This window comes from Terribacillus saccharophilus, from assembly GCF_002272075.1.
GTDB lineage: Bacteria > Bacillota > Bacilli > Bacillales > Amphibacillaceae > Terribacillus > Terribacillus saccharophilus_A.
Window position 1 is genome coordinate 1 of the sequence record NZ_NPBJ01000064.1, and the last position, 284, is coordinate 284.

Annotated in this window: 1 rRNA gene; it reads left to right on the forward strand. The window is 52.5% G+C overall.

The window, feature by feature from the left end:
• Positions 1-284, forward strand: a 23S ribosomal RNA gene (locus CHH48_RS19215); the annotation flags it as partial.

Sequence of the window (284 nt, forward strand, 5' to 3'; positions counted from 1 at the left end):
CCGTGTGATCTACCCATGTCCAGGGTGAAGGTCAGGTAACACTGACTGGAGGCCCGAACCCACGCACGTTGAAAAGTGCGGGGATGAGGTGTGGGTAGGGGTGAAATGCCAATCGAACACGGAGATAGCTGGTTCTCTCCGAAATAGCTTTAGGGCTAGCCTCAAAGGATGATGGTTGGAGGTAGAGCACTGATTGGACTAGGGGCCCTCATCGGGTTACCGAATTCAGTCAAACTCCGAATGCCAATCAATCTACTTTGGGAGTCAGACCATGGGTGATAAGG